We start from the raw sequence: 22,302 nt of genomic DNA, 5'->3' as shown, positions 1-22,302 counted from the left end.
TCCGAGGTGACCGGCGTCAGCGCGTCCGAGGTGACCAGTGCGGCGGCGCGGGTGCCGGACCTGCCGGCGCTGGACCACGCGGTAGCCGGCTGCCGGGCCTGCCCCAACCTGGTCGCCTGGCGGGAAGAGGTCGCGGCGACGAAGCGCGCGGCGTTTCGGGACCAGACCTACTGGGGCCGCCCGGTCCCCGGCTTCGGGCCGCCGGACGCCCGGATCGCGATCCTCGGGCTGGCGCCGGCGGCGCACGGCGGCAACCGGACCGGCCGGGTCTTCACCGGCGACCGCTCCGGCGACGTGCTGTTCGCCGCCCTGCACCGCGCCGGACTGGCCAACCAGCCGACCAGCGTCGCGGTCGACGACGGTCTGCGGCTGTCGGACACCCGGGTGGTGGCCGCCGTCCGCTGCGCCCCGCCGGCGAACCGGCCCACCCCGGCCGAACGGGACACCTGCGCGCCCTGGCTGCACCGGGAGATCGCCCTGCTGAGACCCACGCTGCGGGTGGTGGTCGCGCTCGGCGCGTTCGCCTGGGCTGCGTGGTGGCCGGCGATGACCCGGGTGTACGGGCGACGGCCGCCCACGCCCCGGCCGGTGTTCGGCCATGGGGCACACTGGTCGGGCGGCGGGGCGGTGCCCGACGTGCTGGGCTGCTACCACGTCAGCCAGCAGAACACGTTCACCGGACGGCTCACACCCGCCATGCTCGACGAGGTGTTCACCGAGGTGAATCGCCTGGCGGGGCGGATTTGACCGGGCCGGGACGACCACTGGAGGACTCGAGGGGGCACCCACCGGCAATGGACTCCGCGGCTATCCGCAGGCTGTGGCCACTCGCCGCCATCGCCGTACTGCTCGCGCTGACCGCGGTCGCGGCGGCGAACTCCACCCTGCCGGTCGGCCGCACCGACGCCACCGTCGAACGGGACATCCCCGCGCTGCCGGACTACCAGCAGCCGCAGACGGCACCGAGGAACCAGCCGCCGCCGGACGACTTCGCCGCCGCCGATCAGCAGCAGCTTCCGTCCTGGATTCCGTTGCTCGCCGGGGCGCTGTGCGGCCTTGCCGTGCTGGTCGTCGCCGGCCTGCTGCTGTGGACCCTGCTGCGCGACGTGGTGCGCCGCCGGCCCCGGTCGGCCCCGGTCGGTATCCGTCGGCGGAGCACGTCACCGCCCGGCCCGGCCAGCGCGGCCGAAGTGGTCGCCGCCGTCGACGCCGGCCTGGTCGAGCTCTCCGCCGCCGACGCCGACCCGCGCCGGGCGGTGATCGCCTGCTGGGTACGCCTGGAGCAGGCCGCCGCCGCGGCCGGCACCCCGCGCCAGATCGGCGACACCCCGACCGACCTGGTCACCCGGCTGCTCGCCGGGCACGAGATCAGCGCCGAGGTGCTGTCGGCGTTCGCGGCCGTCTACCGGGAGGCCCGCTACGCCCGGCACGACGTCGACGAACGAACCCGGGAGCAGGCGCGGTGGGCGCTGCGCCGGCTGCGTACCGAGCTGACCGCCGCGGCCAGCCCCAGCGAAGGCGAAGGCGGGCCGGCCGGTGAGTGACCCGCAGACCAGCATCGACGACCTGCTCTACCACGACGAGGAGGCACCGCCTCGCGAGCGTCGCGCACCCGGCCGGGTCCGGTCCTGGCTGACCGCGCTGGCGCTGGCCGCCGCCGGCACCGCGGCCGTGCTGTTCGGGCTGCGGATGTTCAGCCTGACGGTGCCCGTCGAGGCGGTCTTCGCCGGCTGCCTCGCGCTGGTGGTGCTGCGCCGCACCGTACGGTCGGTCGCCGCCCCGCCCCCGGTCAAGCTGCGCCGGGTCGGCTCTGACCCGGAGGACGGCAGCTACGTTTTCGGCAGCGAGGACGGTCTGCGGGAGGCGGTCGGCCGGTGGGAGCGGCGGCTGCGGGCCGGTCAGGGCGACGCGGCCCGGTTCGCCGAGGTGACCCTGCCGGTGCTCGGCGAGCTGGTCGACGAGCGGCTACGGCACCGGTACGGGCTGACCCGGGCCACCGACCCGCAACGGGCCCGGGAGATCTGCGGGGACGAACTGTGGAACTTCCTGAACACCCCGGCCCGGCGCAAGCCGTCCGCCAAGGACTGCGCGGTGTTCGTCAGCCAATTGGAGATGATATGAACGACGTGGTGGCGGCCCCGACCACCGAGGTCAGCCGGCTCGCGCACGCCGTCCTGGACTCGGTCGGCACCGTGCTGGTCGGCAAGCGGGACGCGCTGGAACTGGTCCTCGCCGGCATTCTCGCCGGCGGGCACGTGCTGCTGGAGGACCTGCCCGGGCTGGGCAAGACGTTGACCGCCCGGTCGTTCGCCCAGGCGTTGGGGCTGGACTTCCGTCGGCTGCAGTTCACCCCCGACCTGCTGCCGGCCGACGTTACCGGTTCGTTCCTCTACGACCAGCGCAGCGCCGACTTCACCTTCCGGGCCGGTCCACTGTTCACCAATCTGCTGCTCGCCGATGAGATCAACCGGACACCGCCGAAGACTCAGTCGGCGCTGCTGGAGGCGATGCAGGAGAAGCAGGTGTCGGTCGAGGGGGTCACCTACCGGCTGGAGGCGCCGTTCCACGTGCTGGCCACCGCCAACCCGATCGAGTACGAGGGGACCTACCCGCTGCCCGAGGCGCAACTGGACCGGTTCCTGCTGCGGGTGTCGTTCGGCTACCCCACCCACGAGGAGGAGTGGGAGGTACTGCGCCGACGCATCTCCCGCCGCCAGGAGGAGACCGAGCTGGCCGCCGTGGTCGACGCCGCCGGGCTGCGCGCCATGCAGGCGGCGCTGGAGAACGTGGTGGTCGAGGACTCCATCGGTCGGTACATCGTGGCCCTCACCGCGGCCACCCGGGAACACCCGTCGGTCCTGGTCGGAGCGTCGCCCCGGGGTTCGCTGGCGCTGCTGCTGCTGGCGAGGGCCAAGGCGGTGCTGGCCGGCCGGGACTTCGTCGTGCCGGAGGACGTCAAGGAGGTGGCCGCCCCCGTGCTGGCACACCGGATCACCCTGCGGCCGGAGATGTGGCTGCGCCGGGTGGATCCGTCGTTCGTGGTCGGCGAGGTGCTGGCGCAGACCCCGGCCCCGGCCAGCGGCGCGCTGCCCAGCTACGGTGGCGGGTTCGGCCCACCGGGCAACGCGGCGGCCGGCCGCCGCGCGGCGCCGTGACCGGCGGCGGCGTGCCATGACCGCCACGCAATGGCAGCCGACCCGGGCGCTGGGCCGGGCGGTGCTGATCACCGGGCTGCTGCTGATCACCGGGGTGATCCTCGGCCGGGTCGACCTGGTGGCCCTGGCCACCCCGTTCGCGCTGGGCACCGCGTACGCGCTGCGCCGCCGGCCGGCCGCCGCGCCGGTGCTGGACCTCGGAGCGGTCGACGCCAACCTCGTCGAGGGCGGCCAGGTCGGGGCCCGGGCCGCCGCCGCCAACCCGGCCGACGCCGACTACGACCTGGTGGTGGTACGCGCGTTGGTGTCGCCGTGGCTGCGCATCGACGAGGTCGGGGTGCTGGCGCCGATTTCGATCGACGGCGGTCGTTCCAGCGACGACCGGCCCGGCGACAGTCCGGGCGACGCCGCCGCCGATCAGGCTGCCGGAGGTGGCCAGCTGCTGGTGCTCGAACGGTTGGCGGCGGCGGCCAGCCCCCGGCCCAGCGGTGGGGTGCCGGACCGTCCGTTCGGCCTGGCGGTGCCGACCGGCTCAGCGGCCGGCTTCGAGCTGACCGGGGTGGCGCTGCGCTGGGGCCGCCAGCCGGTCGGGCCGGTCGCCGCGCGGGCGATCGCCTGCGACGGGCTGCTGTCCTGCCGGCCGGTGGTCGCCGAACCGGTCCGGGTGCCGGTCTACCCGGTGATCGACCCGTTCAACGCCGACGAGGCGATGCCCCGCGCCGCCGGGCTGGTCGGCGGGCACCGGTCCCGCCGGCCGGGGGAGGGCGGTGAACTGGCCGGGGTGCGCATCTTCGGCCCCGGCGACCGGCTGCGCCGCATCGACTGGCGGGTGTCACTGCGGGCCCGGCAGCTGCACGTCGCCGCGACCCTGTCCGACCGCGACGCCGAGGTGGTGCTGCTGCTCGACGTCCTCACCGAGGTCGGCCGCTCCGGTGGGGTGTCCGGCGGTGCGTCGGTGCTGGACACCACGGTCCGGGCGGCGGCCGCGATCGCCGAACACTACCTGCACCGTGGTGACCGGGTGTCGATGCTGGAGTACGGGCCGACGGCCCGTCGGCTCCGCCCGGCCACCGGCCGCCGGCAGTACCTGACGGTCCTGGAGTGGCTGCTCGACGTCGAGGTACGGCCCACCCCGTACGAACCGTACGACCAGGTCTTCGGCCCGCAGCTGCTCTCCTCGGACGCGCTGGTCGTGGTGCTGACCCCGCTGGTGGACCCGCGTTCGGCGGAGATGCTGGCCCGGATGGCCCGCTCCGGGCGGATCGTCGTCGCCGTCGACACGCTGCCCACCACGGTGGCGCCGCCGCCCCGGCAGGGCCAGTGGACCGAGGTGGCGTACCGGCTGTGGCGGCTGGACCGGGAGAACACCGTCGGGCAGCTGCGTGAACACGGCGTACCGGTGGTCAACTGGGCCGGGGCTGGAAGCCTCGACCAGGTGCTGCGGGACGTGGCCCGACTGGCGTCGGCGCCGAAGGCGGTGCTGCGATGATCACCGCGATCCGGGACCGGATGACGGCGGTGCGCACCGGATTCACCCGGGTCACCCTCGCGCCGGCACTGCTGCGGGGCGCGGTGGCGGTCACCGCGCTACTCGCGTTCGGGCTCGCCTACCCGGCCGAAGTCTTCCTCGGCCGGGCCGGCCCGGCGCTGCTCGCCGTCGCGCTGCTGCCGGCGTTGGCGCCGCGCGGGCACGCGCCGACGGTGACGATCCTGGTCGGGATCGGCGGCTGGGTGCTCGCCACCACCGGGTACGGGACCCCGGTGCAGCTGTGGCGGCTGTTGGCGGTCGGCGCGCTGCTGTATCTGACCCACAGTCTCGCCGCGCTGGCCGCCGCCGTGCCGTACGACGTGGTGCTGGCCCCCGAGGTCGTGGTGCGCTGGTCGACCCGGGTGGCGGTGGTGCTGCTCGCCTCGGCGGTGCTGGTGGTGCTGCTGATCACCGCCGCCGGCCGGACCGCCGGTCAGCCTTTCCTACTCGCGGTGCTGGCCGGGCTGGTGGTGGCGGTCGGCGCGGTCGCCCTGCTCGCCACCCTGGGCCGGCGCCGCTGACCGTCCGGCGCCGCTGACCGCCCCGGGGCGGCGCGGTCGGCGGTCGGCCTGGTCGGCCGGCGTGCGGCGGCTCACACGGGCGTGCTCGGTCACATATCTGGCTTTCGAGGCGGCGTCAAGAGGCAACCGGGAGGAAGATGGGGTACGTGAACAGGCAACGGATCCTTGTCGTCGGTGCCGGGCATGTCGGTCTCTACGCCGCCCTGCGCCTGTCCCGCAAGATGCGCCGGGGCGAGGTCGAGGTGATCGTGGTCGACCCGCAGCCGCACATGACCTACCAGCCATTCCTGCCGGAGGCGGCGGCCGGCAACATCTCACCCCGGCACTCCGTCGTGCCGCTGCGCCGGGAGCTGCGCCGCTGCCACGTGATCGCCGGAGCGGTGACCCGGATCGAGCACGCCCGCAAGGTCGCCGAGGTGCAACCCATCGTCGGGCCGCCCCGGGAGATCAGCTACGACCATGTGATCGTCGCCCCCGGTTCGGTGTCGCGCACCCTGCCGATCCCCGGCCTGCGGGAGCACGGTATCGGGTTCAAGACCATCGGTGAGGCGATCTACCTGCGCAACCACGTCCTGGAACGGCTCGACGTGGCGGCTGCCACCGCCGACGAACAGGTCCGTCGGACCGCGTTGACGTTCGTCTTCGTCGGCGGCGGTTACGCCGGCATCGAGGCGCTGGCCGAGATGGAGGACATGGCCCGGGATGCGCTGCGCTACTACCCCGAGCTGAAGCCGGCGGACATGCGCTGGGTGCTGGTCGAGGCGACCCAGCGGGTGCTGCCCGAGGTCGACCGGGACATGGGCGCCTACACGGTGCAGCAGCTGGTCAAGCGGGGGATGGACATCCGGTTGGACACCCGGCTGGAGTCCTGCGTCGACGGGCTGGTGCGGCTCTCCGACGGCGACAGCTTCCCGGCCGACACGATCGTCTGGACGGCCGGGGTGAAGCCGTCGCCGATGCTCGACGCCACCGATCTGCCCCGCGACGAGCGGCGGCGGATCAGCTGCCGGCCGACCCTGCAGGTCGTCGACGGCGACCGGACGGTCGACGGCGCGTGGAGCGCCGGTGACTGCGCCGCGGTGCCGGACCTGACCGGCCCGCCCGGGGCGTACTGTTCGCCGAGCGCCCAGCACGCGGTGCGCCAGGCCCGGACGATGGCCGACAACATCCTGGCGGTGGTCCGTGGGCAGCAGCCGGTCGAGTACCGGCACAAGCACGCCGGCAGTGTGGCCAGCCTCGGCCTGCACAAGGGCGTCGCCCAGGTGTACGGGATCAAGATGACCGGGCTGCCGGCCTGGTTCATGCACCGTACGTACCACATGAGCCGGATCCCGTCGCTGAACCGTAAGGTGCGGGTGATCGTCGACTGGACGCTCGCGCTGGTGCTCAAGCGTGAGGTGGTGGCGCTCGGGCAGCTGCACGACCCGCGTGAGGAGTTCCTCGGGGCGACCCCGAAACTCGACCAGCCGGGTGCCGCGCCGGCCCGGGTCAGCTGACCGGCCAGGTCCAGGCGTCGGCCACCCGCTGGCCCGGCCCGAGCAGGTCCTCGGTGGTCTGCCGCAGCTCGGCGGCGTGCGTGGTGTCGTCCACCAGCACCACGCAGTCGGCGCCCCAGCGGGTCAGGTCACGACGGGCCCGGGCGCGTTCCTCGTCGGTGATCTCCGGCACCTCGCCGGTCCGGGCCACCTCGGCGAGGATCTTCGACGTCGGCAGTTTGAACGTGCCCATCGAGGCGTCGCCACCTGGGGCGTACGGGCCGATGAAGAACCCTTCCGGCATGCCGAAGGCGACCGTGGTCGCGGTGGCCCAGGCCATCGGCCACGGCTGCGGCGGGGTGGCGGGCGGCACCGGCACCAGCACCCCGCCGGCTGGTACGCAGCTCCGCCAGTGGCCGCCGACGATGAACTCCGGCAACGGGTCACGGTCCATCGCCGGCAGCGGGGCCGGCACGACCGGGAGCAGCGCCACCGCGACGACGGCCGGGCCGGCCAGCCGGGCCGGCCGCCAGCCGAGCCGCAGCACCCGGTCGACGGCGAGGGTCAGGATGACTGCGATCAACGGGATCACCGCGAGGGCGAACCGCATCGGTAGCGCGCCGTCCACCACCGGCATCCCGTCGAGCAGGGCGTACGGCCCGGGGACGTCGGTCTCGGCGCCGTTGACGACGATCCGCGGGCCGAGCGAAAGCCCCGCCATCAGCAGCGTCCCGGCGGCGCAGGCGATCACCACCGGTCGCCGGATCAACCAGCCGGTGGCGGCGACCGTGACCAGCACCAGCGGCCAGCCGAGGAAGGTGTTGTACTCGGCCGGGCCGGTGGTCAGCTCGGCGGCAGCCGCCGAACCGGCCACCGACAGCTCGGACACCGCCGGCCAGCTCGCCAGATCGGCCGAGAAGTACGCCGGGTCGAACACGCCGTCGGAGACGCCCTGCGGCCCGGCGAACTGGAACCACAGCGGATACCCGAGCAGCACCACGCCAACGGCCACGGCGACGAGCATCCCGGCGACGAAGTTCGGCAGGATCCGCCACACGTAAAGGGGCCTGGTCGCGGCGAACGCCGCCGCCATGATGATCAGCGTGACGGCGGTGAGGAAGAGCACCTCCTCGCCGACGAACACCTGGACCGCGACCACGACTCCGAGCCAGCCGCCGGAGGTGACGATCCGGCGGCGGTCGGGCCGGCCGGCCGGCCCGAGAATCCGCCCGCCGGGTGTCGAGCCGGTCGGGTCGGCGGCCCGCATGATCCGGATCAGCAGCCACACCATGACCGGAATCAGCCACAGTGCGGTCATGTGCAGGTGGCTGTTGCTCTGCGAGACCATCCCGGGGGCGAACCCGCAGAACGCACCGCCGGTCGCCGCGGCCAGCCGGTGCGTCCCGAGGGTCCGGGCGAACAGGAGGTAGAACGCGATCGCGCTGGCGGCCAGGTTGCCGGCGACCAGCAGCGCGAAGCTCACCGGGGCGCCGAAGAGCACGGTGACCGGGGCCATCAGGAAGCCGAGCGCGATGACCGTCGTGTTGGCCATCAGGTTCACCCCGTCGGGGGCGTTCAGCCGGTCACTGAGCAGGCCGAAGTCGCCGAACAGCAGCCGCGCGTCGCTGGCCAGGAACCACTCGTACAGGGTCTGGTCCTCCGGGTTGAAGGCCAGCAGACGGGCACCGGGTGCGGGCCAGAGCTGGTGGGTCAGCAGGCCGGCGAACAGGACGAAGAGCAGGCACACCACGGCGTCCACCCGGTGTCCACGGGCCGCCGCGACGATCCGGGACCACCGGGAGCCGGCCGCCGAGGGCCCGCCGGGCCGGGGCGGAACGGGGCCGGTGTCCTGCGCTGCGGTTGCTGAGCGGCTCACGGTTCGCACCCTAGTGCCGTCGGCCGGCCGGGCTGCGTCCGGCTGGGCGCGACCCGCTACCGTGACATCGTGCCGTCGCGTACCAGCGCGTGGCGTGTCGGCGATCGGGTACGGCCGGGCGTAGCCCGGCCGACCCGCCGGCCCGGGTGGTGGAATGGCAGACACGGCTGCCTTAAAAGCGGCTGCTGAAAAGCGTGCGGGTTCGATTCCCGCCCCGGGTACCTCGGCGTCGCCCGTTGCCGTCTGCGCCCCCGGTGTCACCGGCCGGAGCCCGTCCGCAGCCGCCGGTCCTACGCGGCGTCGATCGGGCCGTCTACCCTTGACCTCACACCATCGTGTGACAACCCCCTGAGGGAGGCTGGACAGTGAAGACATCCAACCCGGTCCTGGCCCGGCTCGGCCAGGCGGCCGAGCGGGAGCGGGCCACCGGGTACGCCCCTGCCGGTCCCTACGGGCAGCCCGGCGCCGGGCAGCCATATCCGACGCAGGCCGGTTACCCGGCCGCGCCACCCACCGTCGCGCCCATGACGGTCGACGACGTCGTCGTCAAGACCGTCACCCTGCTCGGCATCACCGGCCTGTCGGCGGCGGCGGCCTGGGTCCTGGTCCCCGACTCGCTGCTGTTCGGCGCCTGGATCGGTGCCGCGATCGTCGGTCTGGTGCTGGGGCTGGTCATCTCGTTCTCCCGGGTCGCGAACCCGGCGCTGGTGGTCACCTACGCCGTCGTCGAAGGTGTCTTCGTCGGTCTGGTGAGCAAGTTCTTCGAGGTGGTCGCCGGCTACCAGGGCATCGTCCTGCAGGCGGTGGTCGCCACCTTCGGCGTCTTCTTCCTGATGGCCGCCCTCTACAAGATGAAGGTCATCCGGGCCACCCCGAAATTCACCCGTGGCCTGATCGCCGCGATGGTCGGTGTCTTCGCGGTCATGATGATCAACCTGGTGTTGTCGCTGTTCGGCGTCGACACCGGGCTGCGTAGTGGCGGTCCGGTCGCCATCATCTTCAGCCTCATCTGCATCGTGGTCGCCTCGCTGAGCTTCGTGTTGAGCTTCCACGAGGTCGAGGAGGGCGTCCGGCTCGGCCTGCCGCAGCGCTACTCCTGGACGGCGGCGTTCGGCATCCTGGTCAGCCTGATCTGGCTCTACATCGAGATCCTTCGACTGCTCAGTTTCCTGCAGGGCGACGACTGACCGTTCGTACAGACCGCGCCGCGCCGTACTGTCGGCGCGGCGCGGCTGTCGTCGCCGGCACTAGACTGCGGCGGTGGCCGCAGCACACCTGACCCGCCTGGTCGACCTCCTGGTCCGGCAGGTGGCCCACTGGGAACAGCCCCGATGGGCGGCGGGTGACGGCCACCGAGCGGACGAGTTCCACGACCTGGTGCAGTACCTGGCCGACTTGGGTGCGGCCGCCGAGGGGCTGCCCGGCCGGCAGATACCCCGGCTGAGCCGTGACACCGCGCTGCCCGACCAGTTGCGGGTGGTCGCCGCCGACCTGATCCGGGCGGCACCCGACCCTGCGGTGCTGGAATCGGCGGCGGCTGCGGCGCGGCGGCTGCGCGGCCGGCTCGAAACGCCCTGACCGGTGCGGGCTCTGCGGTACGCGGTGGGTCAGCGGTGCGGGGCGGTGTTCGCCGCCGCGAGTACCGCCGGAAGCAGCGCGTGCGCCCAGATCCGGTACCCGTCGGCCGACGGGTGGTAGCCGTCGTGGCAGTAGGTGTTGGGGTCGGCGCGGAACACCGCCCCGGTCTCGCCGGCCAGGTCGACCACCCTGGCGCCGGCGTCCCGGCCGGCGCGGGCCTGGGCCCGGGCGGTCCGCCGCCCGAGCAGCCCGGCGAGCTGACGCAGCGGCGGCAAGATCGCCCGGGCGGCACCGAGATCCGGGCAGGTGCCGACCACCACCTCCGTCCCGGCACCACGTAGCCGGCGTACCGCCGCGGCGAGATGAACCGCCGACTCGCCGGGCCGGCGCAGCGCGGCCGCGTCGTTGGTGCCGATCAGAACGACCGCTACGTCCGGTCGGTCGCCCAGCAGCGCCCGGGCGACCTGGGTGGCCAGGTCCCGGGAGCGGGAGCCGGCCACGCCGACGCTGGACAGCAGGACCCGGCGCCCGGCGACCGCCGAACCGCCCGCGTGCTCGGCGAGCAGCCTGGCCAACTGGCCGCCGACCGTGTCGGCCACCCGGTCCACCCCCACTCCGAGGGTCACCGAGTCGCCGAGCAGCACCAGCCGCAGCGGCGCGCCGCCGGCCGGACCGAGCGCCACCCGGACGGCCAGCCCCAGCTCCGGCTGGGCGTACCGACGGTGACGGGCCAGCAGCGCCTCCCCGACCAGCAGCGCGGCGCTGCTCACCGCACCGGCGACGACCGTGGCGGCGGTGACCTGGCCCATCCGTACAGCGATGTTTTTCGACGTCACGGCGGTCACCTTCCGTCGGTGCGGTTGCGGTCGCGCACGGCTCAGTCCTGCGGTCCGGCGGTGGACAGGCCGACCCGCTGATCGGAGGATACGGCCGACTTGCGGTGGTCGCCGTCCCGATCGCCGCCCGGCGGACCGAACAACCAGTTGAGCGCGGCGGTCTGCCAGGACCGGCCGGCGAACCTCGGCCGACGGCGCAGCCGGGCCCAGCGGCCGGCCGGACCGCGTTCCCGGCCGGCCACCCGGGTGCCGCGGACCTCGGTGCCGGCGTGGCGGACGGCCTCGTGCGCGGCCTGGGGCAGCGTCCGCACCTTCTCCCGGCCGGCGACCACACCACGCGACGCGGTGCTGGCACCGAGCGCGCCGAGGGCCGCCGGCAGCAGGACGGCGGCGGCCATGGCGTACCCCTCGGCCGAGGGGTGGAACCGGTCCCAGGAGTAGAGCCGGCCCGGTTCGGCGGCGAACCGTGGACCGAGCAGGTCGCCGAGGGAGACCGTCCAGCCGCCGGCCTCGACCACCGCGACGGTCTGCGCCGCGGCGAGCTGTCGGCTCCACCGACGGGCCAGCCAGCGCAGCGGCGGTTTGATCGGCTTGATCGCGCCCAGGTCCGGGCAGGTGCCGACGACCACCTCGGCCCCGGCCGCGCGCAGTTGCCGTACCGCGTCGACGAGGTGCCCGACCGCGACCTCCGGCGGAGTGCGGTGAGTGACGTCGTTGCCGCCGATCAGGATTACCGCGAGGTCCGGTCGCAGCTCCAGCGCCGCCTCCACCTGCGGGACCAGGCCGACCGACCGGGCACCCACCACCGCCAGCCGGTGCAGCCGGACCGGTCGCCGCTGCCGGCGGGAGATGCCGGTGGCCAGCAGCGCGCCGGGGGTCTCTCGGGGGCGGTGCACGCCGTAGCCGGCGGCCGACGAGTCGCCGAGCACCACCAGGGTCAGCGGCGGCCCGGGCAGCCGGGAACCGTACACCCCGTCACCGCGCGGCGGCGGTGCCTCGGCCAGCGGGATGATCCGCCGGGCCTGTTTGGCCTGCCCGTAGAGGGTGCCGGCGGTGGCCACCGCGACCGCTGCGGCGGCACCGGCTCCGAACGCCACCAGCCGGACGGCCCGCGTCGCCACGGTCCGGTCGGTCGGACGCGTACCCGCGCCACCCGTACCCATCGCGCCCCCCGACTGCGATCCGCTGCTGCCGTCGTGCTAGGTCCTTCGAGATTATCTCGGCACTCGGTGCCGGGCTCAGCCCGATTCCTGGCGGGGTCCACCGGGCTGGGGACGCGTGTCCGGCGACATTTGCCGATCCCGGGCATCATGGAGGGCAGGGCACCACGGGTCGACGACCGGGCACGGTCGGCGGCCGGTGGGCACACACATCCGGCAGGCCCGGTGACGAGGAGGTGGCCGCGATGGCCAGGACACTCAAGCGGGCGGCGGCGTTCGCGGCGCTGGGGCGGGCGCTGACCGCAGGCGCCCGCGGCGGTCCCTCACTGGGGCGGCGGTTGGCGGCGCTGCCCCGGATGATCCGGGCCACCGTGCGCGGCGACTACGACGGCGGCCTGCGGCTGGCGTTGATGACCGCGGCCGTGGCCTACGTCGCGTCCCCGTTCGACCTGGTGCCGGAGGCGATGCTGCTGATGCTCGGCATCGTCGACGACGCGCTCGTGGTGACCTGGCTCGCTGGCAGCGTGCTCGCCGAGACCGAACGCTTCCTGGACTGGGAGGCCCGGCGCGAGTCGGTGGTGCCCGGTCAGGTGGTCGGCTGACCGGCCGGGCACCAGTAGGCTGACCCCGACATACTCCACCGCCGGCAGCGGGCTGTTGTCGGCTGACGACCTCAACCCGACGATGGCGCCTCGCCGGCGTCAGCAGAAGGGCACAACGAGGTGCGTTACCACGACAGCGTTGTCGATCTCATCGGCGACACCCCGCTGGTGCGGCTGCGCAACGTCACCGCAGGGATCTCCGCGACGGTGCTGGCCAAGGTCGAGTACTTCAACCCGGGCGGCTCGGTGAAGGACCGCATCGCGCTGCGGATGGTCGAGGCCGCCGAACAGGACGGGCTGCTCCGGCCCGGCGGCACGATCGTCGAGCCGACCAGCGGGAACACCGGCGTCGGCCTGGCCCTGGTCGCGCAGCTGCGCGGCTATTCGTGCGTCTTCGTCTGCCCGGACAAGGTCAGCGAGGACAAGCAGAACGTGCTCCGGGCGTACGGTGCCGAAGTGGTCGTCTGTCCGACGGCGGTCGCGCCGGAGGATCCCCGCTCCTACTACCAGGTGTCCGACCGACTGGCGGCGGAGATCCCCGGTGCGTGGAAGCCGGACCAGTACGCGAACCCGGCGAATCCGCAGTCGCACTATGAGGGCACCGGGCCGGAGCTGTGGACACAGACCGAGGGGCGGATCACCCATTTCGTCGCCGGGGTGGGCACCGGAGGGACCATCTCCGGGGTGGGCCGCTACCTGAAGGAGGTGTCCGGCGGCGCGGTGCGGGTGGTCGGCGCCGACCCGGAGGGCTCGGTCTACTCCGGCGGGTCAGGGCGGCCGTACCTGGTCGAAGGGGTGGGGGAGGACTTCTGGCCGCAGACCTACGACCGGTCGGTCTGTGACGAGATCGTGGAGGTCTCCGACCAGGAGTCGTTCGAGTTGACCCGCCGGCTGGCCCGGGAGGAAGGGCTGCTGGTCGGTGGCTCGTGCGGGATGGCGGTCGCGGCGGCGTTGCGGGTGGCCGGCCGGGCCGGGCCGGACGACGTGGTGGTGGTGCTGCTGCCGGACGGCGGACGCGGCTACCTGTCGAAGATCTTCAACGACGAGTGGATGGCCCGGTACGGGTTCCTGGGGATCGAGGCGGCCGAGCCGACCGTCGGCGACGTGCTGGCGGCAAAGCCGGGCGGCCTGCCGGAGCTGGTGCACGTACACCCGACCGAGACGATCCGCGACGCGGTCGACTACATGCGCGAGTACGGCATCTCGCAGCTGCCGGTGCTCAAGGCGGAGCCGCCGGTGGTGACCGGCGAGGTGGCCGGGTCGATCGCCGAACGGGATCTGCTGGACGCGCTGTTCAGCGGCAAGGCACAGCTGCACGACACGATCGAGCGGCACATGGCGCCGCCGCTGCCCATGGTGGGCGGTGGCCAGCCGGTACGCGACGCGGTGGCGCTGCTGGCCGGCACCGACGCGGCCCTGGTGCTGGTCGATGGCAAACCACGTGGAGTGATCACCCGCCAGGACCTGCTGGCGCATCTGGGAAAGTCTGGCCGATAGTCGCACAGTGTGTCCGGTTGATTGCTGGTGGCTGGGGTTGACTAGGGCCATGGAAGCGCTGCCCCGGCACGGTCCGTCACCGGGGCAGGCGACCATGGTGCTTCACCACCGCGGTGACCCTGGGCGCCCGCCAGCATCCCGGGGTCCCGCACTGTTGCCCGCCCACACCGATCAACCGGCACGCCTCCGCCGGTTGAGCGCCTTCGGCCAGGCGTTTTCCCCCGGTTAGGGCGGGCAGTGCCGGGCGAGAGTGCGGGGCTGGACGGAACCCCCGCAGCAGCGGTCCCGTACTCTCGCCCGGCCGTCAGCCTTGTGCGGCGGCGCGGCGGCGCGACGGTCAGCCCGGTGGCCGTCAGCCTGGTGCGGCGGCCTGCGTCGCCGGCTCAGCTGCGGCGACCGTGAGGTCGCGCGCGTAGCGCAACTGCGGAGTCGACACCGGCCCGAGCCAGCCGTCCCGGCGGACCCCGTCCGGCTGCCAGCCGCCCGCTTCGTAGAAGTTCCGGGCCCGGTGGTTGGCCGCGTACACCCAGAGCACCGCGCGACGGCACCGGAGCTCGCGCATCGTGTCGAGCGCATCGCGGATCAACGCCCGGCCGACGCCGCAGCCCTGGTGCCCGGGATCGACGTGGATCGCGTACAGCTCACCGGTGGCCGGCTCGCCGTCCTCGTGCGGACCGACGTAGGTGAACCCGACCAGCCGCCCCTGGTGTTCGGCGACCGTCAGCCGGTGCGTGTCGCGTTCATGGCTCCATCGCTCGACCCACCACCGCGCCGTGACGTCGGCACCGTAGGTCTCCAGGGCGGCATCCGGCACGATGCCCTGGTACGCGCTGAGCCGGGACCGGTGGTGCAGGTGACCGACCGGGGCGATGTCATCGAGGATGGCCGTGCGCAGGGTGACCGCCACCCGGCCGAGCCTACCGGCATGAGACGACCCCCGGGGCTTCCGCGTCTTCGACGCGGACCGGCTGGACTGGGCCGGCACCCCGGGGGTCGGGTGGCTGTCGTGGATTCGCCGCACCGCTGCCACACGGTCTCGACGATCGGAGCTGTCAAGGACAGCGGCTAGCGGGCAGCCACCTCACGAGTCCTATAGCTATACAACGCTGGACCACCTCCTTTCCCGTGTGTGGCCACGCTAGCCGGCGGCTACGGCGGCCGGCAACGATTTTTGCCGCCGAGCCGGGCGACGGCGTGGACCGCCTGGCCGGGGCGCGGGCGTGGACCTGCCTGGCCAGTCCGGCGGCATCGACCGGCGGTGACGAATGGTTACCTTGCACTCACTTTGGGTGGTTAATGACAATGATTGATTATGGTCTTAGTCTCGGGTGGCCTCGGGTATCACGCCACGGGAGATCGAATGAAGTCGGCCCGGACTTGTCCAGCACGGCCGACATCTGCCATCGTCTTTGCTGGATGGTGTACTTGACCCCAGATCGTTGGTGCACATGGTGGCCGGTCGCTGGCATGCTGGTCGATGGGCCGCGAGGTCGGCGGGCCGTTACGCCGAGTCGGTGGAGGTTCGGTCCAACGCGTCCACGCGCCATCCCCGCGGCCTCTGGTCAATAGCGTCAGGGGCAGCCGAAGGTCAGGAAAAGCGCGGCTGGGTTTTCAGCAGGTCTTCAATACAGGTGGGCAGGCGGAATATGAGCGACACGGGTGAGACCCTGAGGAAGGCCCGAGAATCCGCTGGTGTCAGCCTGGCGAAAATGGCCGCGCTGAGCCACTTCAGCAAGGGCCATCTGTCGAACGTCGAGGCGGGGCGGCGGACAGCGACGGCCGACGTGGTGACCGCATACGAGCAGGTCTTGGGGGACCATATGCAACGTCGGGGCCTGATCACCGGGCTCGCCGCCGCGGTGGTGGCACCGGCCGCCGTCTCCGAGTTGATCCATCGCGGCTTCACTGCGGCGCTCGGCGACCCGGCGGCCGAGGAACAGTGGCAGGAGCGGGCCGGCAATCTCGGCCGCGACTACATGTCCGTCGGCGCCGGTGAGCTGCAGGATCGGCTCGCCAGCGACCTCGTCGTGCTGCAGCAGCAACTCGGCTCCCCGGTGATGTGGGGACTGGCCGCTCGCTTCCTCAGCGTCTACGGCAAGACCACCGGGGAGGCGCAGGAGGCCGTCCGGTGGTACCGGCTGGCGGCGGTCAGCGCGGACCGCAGCGGTGACCGGACGGTGCGGGTCTGGGTCCGGGGCCGCGCCGCGCTCGCCCTCGGCTACGAGGGTGCCGCCCTCGCGGTCGCGCAGGACCTGGCCGACCAGGCCCTCGCGTTGACCGACCGACCGTCGCTCGGGCGGCTCAACGCGTTGATGGCCAAGGCGCACGTCGCCGGCGTCCGTGGCGACCGTACCGCCGCGCTGGCGCACCTGGCCGCGGCCCGCCGGGTCTTCGACCAGACCTGCTCCGCCGAGCAGATCTCCGACTTCGCCGTGCCCGAGTGGCGGATGGCGACCTTCACCAGCATGCTGCTCGCCCGCCTCGGCGACCCGGCCGCGGTCGACGCCCAGGAGTGGGCGGACCGGACCCGGCCGGCCAGCCTGGCCCGGTTCGCCACCCACATCGAGCTGCACCGTGGGCTGATGCTGGTCAAATCGGGCGACCGCGTCGAAGGGCTGCGACACGCCCGATCGGCACTGGCGAGTCTGCCACCGGCCAAGCACAGCCAGTCGCTGCGGTTGATGCTGCGGGAGGTGGAGCGGGCCGCCGCCTGATCGGCGGCGGCCGGCTTCCGGTTCAGCATCGGCGGCGGTCCGCTTCGGCTCAGTATCGGCGACAGCCGGCTCCGGGTCAGCCGGCGCTACGGGCGACGCCCACCGGGCAGGTCATCCCGTTCGGCCCGTGGTTGCAGTAGCCGCCCGGGTTCTTGTGCAGGTACTGCTGGTGGTAATCCTCGGCGTAGTAGTACTCGCCGAGCGGCCGGATCTCCGTGGTGATCCCGTCCCGGCCGGCCGCGGCCACCACCGGAGCGAACGCGGTCCGGGAATCGGCGGCCTCGGTCGCCTGCTCGGCGTCGGTGGTGTAGATCGTCGACCGGTACTGCGTACCGACGTCGTTGCCCTGACGCATGCCCTGCGTCGGGTCGTGGTTCTCCCAGAACACCTTCAGCAGGTCGGCGTAGCCGATCCGGGTCGGGTCGTAGGCCACCTGGACGACCTCGGCGTGCCCGGTCCCGCCGGAGCACACCTCCTCGTACGTGGGGTTCGGCGTCTCGCCGCCGGCGTACCCGACCGAGGTCGACACGACCCCGGGCAGTCGCCAGAACAGCCGTTCGGCCCCCCAGAAGCAGCCCATCCCGAAGACCGCCACCCGGGTGCCGGCCGGCCACGGGCCGGTCAACGGCGTACCGAGCACCGCGTGCCGGTCCGCCACCGGCATCGGCCGGTCCCGGCCGGGCAGGGCCTGACCCGGTTCGGGCAGGTTCGCTTTCATCGGTCGCAGGAACACCGTGCGACTCCTCTCGTTCGTGGCCTCTCGGACAACACCGGCGGGGGCCGGCTCGTTCCCGCCAGGGATACCCGCAGGTCGGGTGGGCATCCGTCCCACCGGCGGTGGTGGTCGGACCGATGGCCTAGCCTCGTGCCATGACATACGGGTTCGACACGATCGCCATCCACGCCGGGCAGGAGCCGGAGGCCCGGACCGGAGCGGTCGTGCCGCCGATCCACCAGACCAGCACGTACGCCCAGGATGAGGTGGGCGTGCCCCGGGCCGGGTACGAGTACAGCCGGTCGGCCAACCCGACCCGGGACGCGCTGCAGGAATGCCTGGCCGCGATCGAGGGGGGCCGGGCCGGGCTCGCCTTCGCCAGCGGTCTGGCGGCTGAGGACACGCTGCTGCGTACCGTCTGCCGGCCCGGCGACCACGTGATCATTCCGGACGACGCGTACGGCGGCACCTTCCGGCTGTTCGCCAAGGTCGCCGAACGCTGGGGACTGACCTGGACCGCCGCGCGGATCTCCGACGTCGACGCGGTCCGGGCAGCGGTACAACCCGGTCGTACCCGGATGATCTGGGCGGAAACCCCGACGAACCCGCTGCTCGGCATCGCCGACATCGCCGGACTGGCCGCCCTGGCCCGCGACGTCGCGGCGCGGCTCGTGGTGGACAACACCTTCGCCTCGCCGTACCTGCAGCAGCCGCTGGCGCTCGGTGCCGACGTGGTGGTCCACTCCACCACCAAATATCTCGGTGGACACTCCGACGTGGTCGGTGGCGCGCTGGTCACCGACGATCCGGAGCTCGCCGCCGAGCTGGCCTTCCACCAGAACGCCATGGGCGCGGTGAACGGGCCCTTCGACGCCTGGCTCACCCTGCGCGGGATCAAGACCCTGGGCGTACGGATGGAACGGCACTGCGACAACGCCGAGCGGATCGTCGAATTCCTCGACCAGCACCCGGCGGTACGCCAGGTGCTCTACCCCGGACACCGCGACCACCCCGGCCACGAGACGGCGGCCAAGCAGATGCGCCGGTTCGGTGGGATGGTCTCGTTCCGGGCGGCCGGCGGTGCGGCGGAAGCGGTGCGGATCTGCAACCGGGCCCGACTGTTCGTACTCGCCGAATCGCTCGGCGGGGTCGAATCGTTGATCGAACATCCTGGACGGATGACCCACGCGAGCGCCGCCGGCTCGCCTCTTGAAGTCCCCGGCGATCTCGTGCGACTGTCTGTCGGAATCGAAACCGTGGACGACCTGCTGGCTGACCTGGATCAGGCGCTCGGCTGAGGATCCGTCGGCGAGATCCGACGGGCGGGCCCACCCCGGGCCGGCCCGACACCGGGCGGGTCCGGCGACGGGTCCGCACAGCGACGCGAACCGCGTACCGGCTGCCTGGAGGTGCCGTGCACGACATCGTACCGACCTGGGTCGGAACCACCGCCCGGCAGATCGCCCGGGCCGTACGCCGGGGTGACACCTCGGCGACCCGGGTCGTTGCCGACCATCTCGACCACATCGCCCGAGCCGACCCGGAGCTGTCCGCCTTCCGGGCGGTCCGCGGCGGCGAGGCCATCGTCGAAGCGGAGAAGGTCGACGAGCAGGAGGACCTGGCGAACCTGCCACTCGCCGGGGTGCCAGTGGCGATCAAGGAGAACACCCCGGTCGCCGGGCTGCCGACCTGGCGCGGATCGGCCGCCGCGCGGACCCCGGTGGCCGAACACGACCACGAGATCGTCCGCCGGATGCGCGGTGCCGGCGCGGTCGTCGTCGGGGTCACCCGGATGCCGGAGCTCGGGCTCTGGGCGACCACCGACGACGCCACGGCGACCAGCCGCAACCCCTGGCAGCTGTCACGCACCCCGGGTGGTTCCTCCGGCGGCGCGGCTGCCGCGGTGGCCAGCGGCATGGTGCCGATCGCACACGGCAACGACGGATTCGGCTCGATCCGGATCCCGGCCGCCTGCTGTGGCCTGCTCGGGCTCAAGCCGGGCCGCGACGTGGTTCCGCGACAACTCGGTACCGAGGACTGGTTCGGCCTCACCGAGCACGGCATCCTGACGACCTGCGTGGCGGACGCCGCGACCGGCTTCGCGGTGCTCGCCGGCCGGCGACCGGAGAAGCTGGTCCAGCCGGGCCGGCTGCGGGTGGCGGTCTCGCTCACCTCGCCGGTGGCCGGGCTGCGGGCCGACGCGGCCAACCGGGACGCGGTGGCGGCGACGGCGCGCCGGCTCACCGAGGCCGGCCACGACGTGGTCGGCACCGAGCTGCACTATCCGGCCTCGCTGGGGCTGCGCGGGCTGTCCACCTGGTTCGCCGCCGCGGCCGAGGACGCCGCCGCCGGCCGGGCCGGCGGCCGGGACCTGCAGCCACGGACCCGCCGGCACGTCGCGCTCGGCCGGTGGGCACAACGACGTGGGTACGTCCGGGAAGCCGACCGGACCGCCTGGCGGGACCGGATGACCGGGTTCTTCACCGATCAGCGCGCCGACGTGCTGCTGACCCCGGCGCTGGCCAGCACCCCGCCGGCCGCGACCAGCTGGGCGCGCCGGTCCTGGGCGGCGAACATGTGGAGCTGCGTGCGGTACGCCCCGTACGCCGCGCCGTGGAACATGGCCGGCCTGCCCGCGTTGGTGGCGCCGGCCGGGCTGCGCCCGGACGGCCTGCCGGTCGGGGTCCAACTGGTCGGGCCGCCCGGCTCGGAGCTGCTGCTGCTCGCCGTGGCCGGCCAGCTGGAGATGATGGCACCGTGGCCCCGGCACGCCCCGTCGTGGCCTAGAGTGGACAGCACGGTATGACGGAACTGGTCGGACTGCCGGACGTCCTGGCCGCCCGGGACGTCCTGGCGGACGTGGTACGGGTGACTCCACTGGAGCCGTCCCGGCCGTTGACCGCCCTGCTCGGCGGTCCGGTGTGGTTGAAGTGCGAGAACCTGCAGCGGGCCGGCTCCTACAAGGTGCGGGGCGCGTACCTGCGGATCTCCCGGCTGACCGAGCGGCAGCGGCGGCGCGGGGTGGTCGCGGCCAGCGCCGGCAACCACGCCCAGGGCGTGGCACTCGCCGCCGGGCTGCTGGACATCGGGGCGACGGTGTTCATGCCGACCGGCGCGCCGTTGCCGAAGGTCGCCGCGACCAGAAGGTACGGCGCCGAGGTCGAGTTCGCCGGTGCCACCGTGGACGAGGCGTTGGAGGCGGCCCGGGAGTTCGCCGACCGTACCGGCGCGGTGCTCATCCACCCGTTCGACCATCCGGACGTCATCGCCGGTCAGGGCACCGTGGCGCTGGAGATCCTGGAGCAGTGCCCAGAGGTCACCACCATCGTCACGGCGGTGGGTGGCGGCGGGCTGATCTCCGGGATCGCGGTGGTGGTCAAGGCGCTGCGCCCGGACGTACGGGTGATCGGCGTGCAGGCGGACAGCGCGGCCGCGTACCCGCCGTCGCTGGCCGCCGGCGCCCCGGTGCGGTTGGCCGACTACCGTACGATCGCCGACGGCATCGCCGTGGGACGCCCCGGCGACCTGACCTTCGCGCACGTCAGCACGTTGGTCGACGAGATCGTGACGGTCACCGAGGAGGACCTGTCACGGGCGCTGCTGATGCTGCTGGAGCGGGGCAAGCAGGTGGTCGAACCGGCCGGTTCGGCCGCGGTGGCGGCGTTGCTGTCCGGCGCGGTGCGGCCGTCCACCCCGACGGTCGCGGTGCTGTCCGGCGGCAACGTAGACCCGTTGCTGCTGTTGCGGGTGATCGAGTACGGCCTGGCCGCAGCTGGCCGGTACCTGCGGTTCACCGTGCGGTGCGGCGATCGGCCCGGCGAGCTGGCCGCGCTGCTGGCGCTGATCGCCGAGCGGCGGGCGAACGTGGTCGACGTCGATCATCAGCGGCGCAACCCGCACCTGCGGTTGGGTGAGGTCCAAGTCGGCCTGTCGGTGGAGACCCGCGGACCGGAGCACTCGACCGAGTTGGTCGAGGTGCTCCGTGATCGCGGCTACCAGGTGGCGTTCGCCACCGCTGACTGACCCGTCCCCGCTGACTGACCCACCGCCGCCACGGCGGCCGCGAATTCAGCCGGCGAAGGGCTCGAACTTGTCGACGGTGACCTTGATGTCCGCGCCGCTCGGCGCGGTGTAGGTCACCGTCTGACCCTGCCGGCTGCCCAGGATGGCCTGACCGAGCGCGGACTCCGGGCTGTAGACGGTCAGCTCGGTCGTCGAGGAGATCTCCCGGGAGCCGAGCAGGAAGGTCTCGGTGTCGGCGGGGTCGTCGTCAAAGTGGATCGTGACGACCGTGCCGGGCGCGACGCTGTCCGCGTTCGGTGCCTCGCCGACCTTGGCGGTACGCAGCAGCTCCTGCAGGTAGCGGATCCGTGCCTCCTGCTTGCCCTGCTCCTCGCGGGCGGCGTGGTACCCGCCGTTCTCCCGCAGGTCGCCTTCCTCCCGACGGGCGTTGATTTCGGCGGCCATCGCCGTCCGTCCGGCGATCAGCTCGTTGAGCTCGGCCTGGAGCCGGTCGTAAGCGTCCTGGGACAGCCAGGTGGTGGGCGCCTCGCGGTCGGTCGTGGACACAGACGATCTCCTTGTGGGCTTGCGGGCGGTCGAGGTCGAACTACCAACGTACCAGCGATCCGCACCGAGGTACCGG

At 73.1% G+C, this 22,302-nt stretch carries 21 protein-coding genes and 1 tRNA gene; 16 read left to right on the top strand and 6 right to left on the bottom strand.

All coding sequences use genetic code 11. The annotated features are described in order from the left end of the window. The first annotated feature begins 6 nt into the window (after positions 1-6). The 7 genes from EDC02_RS32305 (at position 7) to EDC02_RS32275 (ending at position 6,700) form a co-directional block, all read left to right on the top strand. Positions 7-747 (top strand): uracil-DNA glycosylase, encoded by a 741-nt coding sequence (locus EDC02_RS32305; protein WP_199758098.1) that lies wholly within the window; start codon positions 7-9, stop codon positions 745-747. Between the two features lie 47 nt (positions 748-794). After that, a complete protein-coding gene (locus EDC02_RS32300) occupies positions 795-1,544 on the top strand; it encodes a DUF4129 domain-containing protein (RefSeq protein WP_123606011.1) in 750 nt (249 codons plus the stop codon). Further along, positions 1,537-2,121 carry a hypothetical protein gene (locus EDC02_RS32295; RefSeq protein WP_123606010.1) on the top strand — a complete coding sequence of 195 codons (585 nt, stop codon included), beginning with the start codon at positions 1,537-1,539 and terminating at the stop codon, positions 2,119-2,121. Before EDC02_RS32300 ends, EDC02_RS32295 begins: the two co-directional genes overlap by 8 nt. Further along, the gene (locus EDC02_RS32290) at positions 2,118-3,155 is read left to right on the top strand and encodes a MoxR family ATPase (RefSeq protein ID WP_123606009.1); all 1,038 of its coding nucleotides are present in this window, start codon (positions 2,118-2,120) and stop codon (positions 3,153-3,155) included. The genes EDC02_RS32295 and EDC02_RS32290 overlap by 4 nt, the downstream gene beginning before the upstream one ends. 16 nt (positions 3,156-3,171) lie before the next feature. After that, a complete protein-coding gene (locus tag EDC02_RS32285) occupies positions 3,172-4,644 on the top strand; it encodes a DUF58 domain-containing protein (RefSeq protein ID WP_123607309.1) in 1,473 nt (490 codons plus the stop codon). Further along, positions 4,641-5,204: a hypothetical protein gene (locus tag EDC02_RS32280; protein ID WP_199757996.1), complete on the top strand. Its 564-nt coding sequence runs from the start codon at positions 4,641-4,643 to the stop codon at positions 5,202-5,204. Before EDC02_RS32285 ends, EDC02_RS32280 begins: the two co-directional genes overlap by 4 nt. A gap of 146 nt (positions 5,205-5,350) precedes the next feature. Then, complete coding sequence (locus EDC02_RS32275) at positions 5,351-6,700, top strand: NAD(P)/FAD-dependent oxidoreductase (protein ID WP_123607307.1); 1,350 nt, start codon at positions 5,351-5,353, stop codon at positions 6,698-6,700. On the opposite strand, the gene EDC02_RS32270 is transcribed toward EDC02_RS32275, so the two are convergent. After that, positions 6,693-8,555 carry a hypothetical protein gene (locus EDC02_RS32270; protein ID WP_123606008.1) on the bottom strand — a complete coding sequence of 621 codons (1,863 nt, stop codon included), beginning with the start codon at positions 8,553-8,555 and terminating at the stop codon, positions 6,693-6,695. The genes EDC02_RS32275 and EDC02_RS32270 overlap by 8 nt on opposite strands. A 140-nt stretch (positions 8,556-8,695) precedes the next feature. On the opposite strand from EDC02_RS32270, the gene EDC02_RS32265 reads away from it, so the two are divergent. The 3 genes from EDC02_RS32265 to EDC02_RS32255 all read left to right on the top strand — a co-directional run bounded on the left by EDC02_RS32265 (position 8,696) and on the right by EDC02_RS32255 (position 10,133). Beyond that, positions 8,696-8,776 (top strand) — tRNA-Leu (locus EDC02_RS32265). A gap of 144 nt (positions 8,777-8,920) precedes the next feature. Continuing rightward, positions 8,921-9,742, top strand: a complete 822-nt coding sequence (locus tag EDC02_RS32260; RefSeq protein ID WP_123606007.1) for a Bax inhibitor-1/YccA family protein — start codon at positions 8,921-8,923, stop codon at positions 9,740-9,742. A gap of 73 nt (positions 9,743-9,815) precedes the next feature. Continuing rightward, positions 9,816-10,133 (top strand): hypothetical protein, encoded by a 318-nt coding sequence (locus tag EDC02_RS32255; RefSeq protein ID WP_123606006.1) that lies wholly within the window; start codon positions 9,816-9,818, stop codon positions 10,131-10,133. Positions 10,134-10,162: 29 nt separating this feature from the next. On the opposite strand, the gene EDC02_RS32250 is transcribed toward EDC02_RS32255, so the two are convergent. Then, positions 10,163-10,978, bottom strand: coding sequence for an SGNH/GDSL hydrolase family protein (locus EDC02_RS32250; RefSeq protein WP_370461591.1), 816 nt, complete (start codon positions 10,976-10,978; stop codon positions 10,163-10,165). A 32-nt stretch (positions 10,979-11,010) separates the two neighbouring features. Further along, on the bottom strand, positions 11,011-12,090 hold the full coding sequence (locus EDC02_RS32245; protein WP_370461590.1) for an SGNH/GDSL hydrolase family protein: 1,080 nt from the start codon (positions 12,088-12,090) through the stop codon (positions 11,011-11,013). Positions 12,091-12,374: 284 nt separating this feature from the next. On the opposite strand from EDC02_RS32245, the gene EDC02_RS32240 reads away from it, so the two are divergent. Together EDC02_RS32240 and EDC02_RS32235 are read left to right on the top strand one after the other, a co-directional pair. After that, positions 12,375-12,731, top strand: a complete 357-nt coding sequence (locus tag EDC02_RS32240) for a YkvA family protein (RefSeq protein WP_123607306.1) — start codon at positions 12,375-12,377, stop codon at positions 12,729-12,731. A 120-nt stretch (positions 12,732-12,851) separates the two neighbouring features. Beyond that, entirely contained in the window at positions 12,852-14,228 is a 1,377-nt protein-coding gene (locus tag EDC02_RS32235) for a cystathionine beta-synthase (RefSeq protein WP_123606003.1), read from the top strand. 352 nt (positions 14,229-14,580) lie between these two features. On the opposite strand, the gene EDC02_RS32230 is transcribed toward EDC02_RS32235, so the two are convergent. Continuing rightward, positions 14,581-15,135, bottom strand: coding sequence for a GNAT family N-acetyltransferase (locus EDC02_RS32230; protein WP_123606002.1), 555 nt, complete (start codon positions 15,133-15,135; stop codon positions 14,581-14,583). A gap of 739 nt (positions 15,136-15,874) precedes the next feature. Between EDC02_RS32230 and EDC02_RS32225 the strand changes: the two genes are divergently transcribed. Further along, positions 15,875-16,942, top strand: coding sequence for a helix-turn-helix transcriptional regulator (locus tag EDC02_RS32225; RefSeq protein ID WP_123606001.1), 1,068 nt, complete (start codon positions 15,875-15,877; stop codon positions 16,940-16,942). A gap of 76 nt (positions 16,943-17,018) precedes the next feature. Here the strand turns inward: EDC02_RS32225 and msrA are convergent, their stop codons facing one another. After that, entirely contained in the window at positions 17,019-17,675 is a 657-nt protein-coding gene (gene msrA, locus EDC02_RS32220; RefSeq protein WP_123606000.1) for a peptide-methionine (S)-S-oxide reductase MsrA, read from the bottom strand. Between the two features lie 137 nt (positions 17,676-17,812). Between msrA and EDC02_RS32215 the strand changes: the two genes are divergently transcribed. The 3 genes from EDC02_RS32215 (at position 17,813) to ilvA (ending at position 21,680) form a co-directional block, all read left to right on the top strand. Continuing rightward, the gene (locus tag EDC02_RS32215; protein ID WP_123605999.1) at positions 17,813-18,955 is read left to right on the top strand and encodes a cystathionine gamma-synthase; all 1,143 of its coding nucleotides are present in this window, start codon (positions 17,813-17,815) and stop codon (positions 18,953-18,955) included. Between the two features lie 116 nt (positions 18,956-19,071). Next, positions 19,072-20,463, top strand: coding sequence for an amidase (locus EDC02_RS32210; protein ID WP_123605998.1), 1,392 nt, complete (start codon positions 19,072-19,074; stop codon positions 20,461-20,463). Then, complete coding sequence (ilvA, locus tag EDC02_RS32205; RefSeq protein WP_123605997.1) at positions 20,460-21,680, top strand: threonine ammonia-lyase; 1,221 nt, start codon at positions 20,460-20,462, stop codon at positions 21,678-21,680. The genes EDC02_RS32210 and ilvA overlap by 4 nt, the downstream gene beginning before the upstream one ends. Before the next feature lie 45 nt (positions 21,681-21,725). On the opposite strand, the gene greA is transcribed toward ilvA, so the two are convergent. Then, positions 21,726-22,226, bottom strand: coding sequence for a transcription elongation factor GreA (gene greA / locus EDC02_RS32200; RefSeq protein WP_123605996.1), 501 nt, complete (start codon positions 22,224-22,226; stop codon positions 21,726-21,728). Positions 22,227-22,302: the final 76 nt, after the last annotated feature.

This window comes from Micromonospora sp. Llam0 (assembly GCF_003751085.1).
Classification (GTDB): Bacteria; Actinomycetota; Actinomycetes; order Mycobacteriales; family Micromonosporaceae; genus Micromonospora_E.
This window is presented reverse-complemented; position numbering and strand designations above follow the sequence as displayed.

What these genes read in the sequence shown, in the direction of transcription:
- EDC02_RS32280 (WP_199757996.1), top strand. Translation starts at nt 4,641, where the DNA reads ATGATCACCGCGATCCGGGACCGGATGACGGCGGTGCGCACCGGATTC.
- EDC02_RS32300 (WP_123606011.1), top strand. Translation starts at nt 795, where the DNA reads ATGGACTCCGCGGCTATCCGCAGGCTGTGGCCACTCGCCGCCATCGCC.
- EDC02_RS32240 (WP_123607306.1), top strand. Translation starts at nt 12,375, where the DNA reads ATGGCCAGGACACTCAAGCGGGCGGCGGCGTTCGCGGCGCTGGGGCGG.
- EDC02_RS32215 (WP_123605999.1), top strand. Translation starts at nt 17,813, where the DNA reads ATGACATACGGGTTCGACACGATCGCCATCCACGCCGGGCAGGAGCCG.
- EDC02_RS32225 (WP_123606001.1), top strand. Translation starts at nt 15,875, where the DNA reads ATGAGCGACACGGGTGAGACCCTGAGGAAGGCCCGAGAATCCGCTGGT.
- EDC02_RS32285 (WP_123607309.1), top strand. Translation starts at nt 3,172, where the DNA reads ATGACCGCCACGCAATGGCAGCCGACCCGGGCGCTGGGCCGGGCGGTG.
- EDC02_RS32290 (WP_123606009.1), top strand. Translation starts at nt 2,118, where the DNA reads ATGAACGACGTGGTGGCGGCCCCGACCACCGAGGTCAGCCGGCTCGCG.
- ilvA (WP_123605997.1), top strand. Translation starts at nt 20,460, where the DNA reads ATGACGGAACTGGTCGGACTGCCGGACGTCCTGGCCGCCCGGGACGTC.